The sequence below is a fragment of the Moorena sp. SIO3I6 genome (assembly GCF_010672095.1).
The window spans coordinates 1-1,017 of the sequence record NZ_JAAHHU010001756.1 but is presented as its reverse complement, the minus strand read 5'-3'; the positions used below and the strand labels follow the sequence as shown (position 1 = coordinate 1,017).

Genomic DNA, 1,017 nt, shown 5'->3' with positions numbered 1-1,017 from the left:
AACCCATAGTGGCACTGTAATCCATTCGGCAAAGCCGACGCTACGCGAACGTGATTTTATTCATCTTGGAAGAGACATAGACCGCAGGGACAAACGACTAAAGTCCGTATCAGCAAGAGCATCGAAGACGATGGGAAAAGGAGGAAAACTACATAAAGGTTTTTGCTCCAAAACTTATCAAAAATGCCAAAGAATCAATAACCAAATTGGCCATATTGTTTCCAAGGCGATTGTTGAAATTGCTGAAAAGTTCAACTCTGTTCGCGTAGCGTGGCCTACGGCCTTAGCCATTGTATTCGAGAATCTTAAAGGGTGGAAGCCAAAAGGTGGACGAAAGCGGTCTAATTTAAAACAAAGATTCCACGGATGGCTCAAGGCAAAAATCCGCGACTTCACAGAAATGAAATGGGCTGAATTGGGTGGAAAAGTGATAGAAGTCGTTGCGGCTTATACTTCAAAATTGGCTTTTGATGGCTCTGGTACGGTTAAGAGAAATTCTAAAAAATACTCTTTGGCAACCTTCCCTTCAGGTAAGCGGTTTAATGCAGACTTAAACGGCGCTTACAACATCGGTGCTAGAGGTGTGTTTAAACTCACTCGCAGAAATGACAGTGAGGGTCGTTCCAGCAAAAGATCTCGACGACCGCCTAGAAGCTGGGCTTGCTTGTGTGACTTATGGACTAGGGGTAGTTCTAAGTTAGCATAAGACACCACCACCTGGCTATCGCCACGCTACGCGAACGGCGATAGCCAGGTGGTGGAAGCTTCATGACTGGATTGATCAACGAAGTGATTAACCGGAGTTGATATTACCCATATTGGGTAATTATTGGTCATTGAGCAAAAAATGTCTTAAATTCGTGATTGGGGTGCATAAAGTTGGGAATTTAGCAAGTTAATTCTGTAGTCAGCTTAAAAGACTGTCAGATTAAAAGACTATCGTTTCTGTTCTCTTCGTTCCATTAGCAGTTTCTACTTGTTTGCCCAAAACCCCATGACAGCAGTTAGTCCTGTGGT

1 protein-coding gene is annotated in these 1,017 nt (G+C 43.5%); it reads left to right on the top strand.

The window, feature by feature from the left end:
- Positions 1–706 (top strand): zinc ribbon domain-containing protein (locus F6K49_RS52895; protein WP_293111135.1); only part of this gene is annotated, 706 nt, incomplete at its 5' end.
- Between the last annotated feature and the right edge of the window lie 311 nt (positions 707–1,017).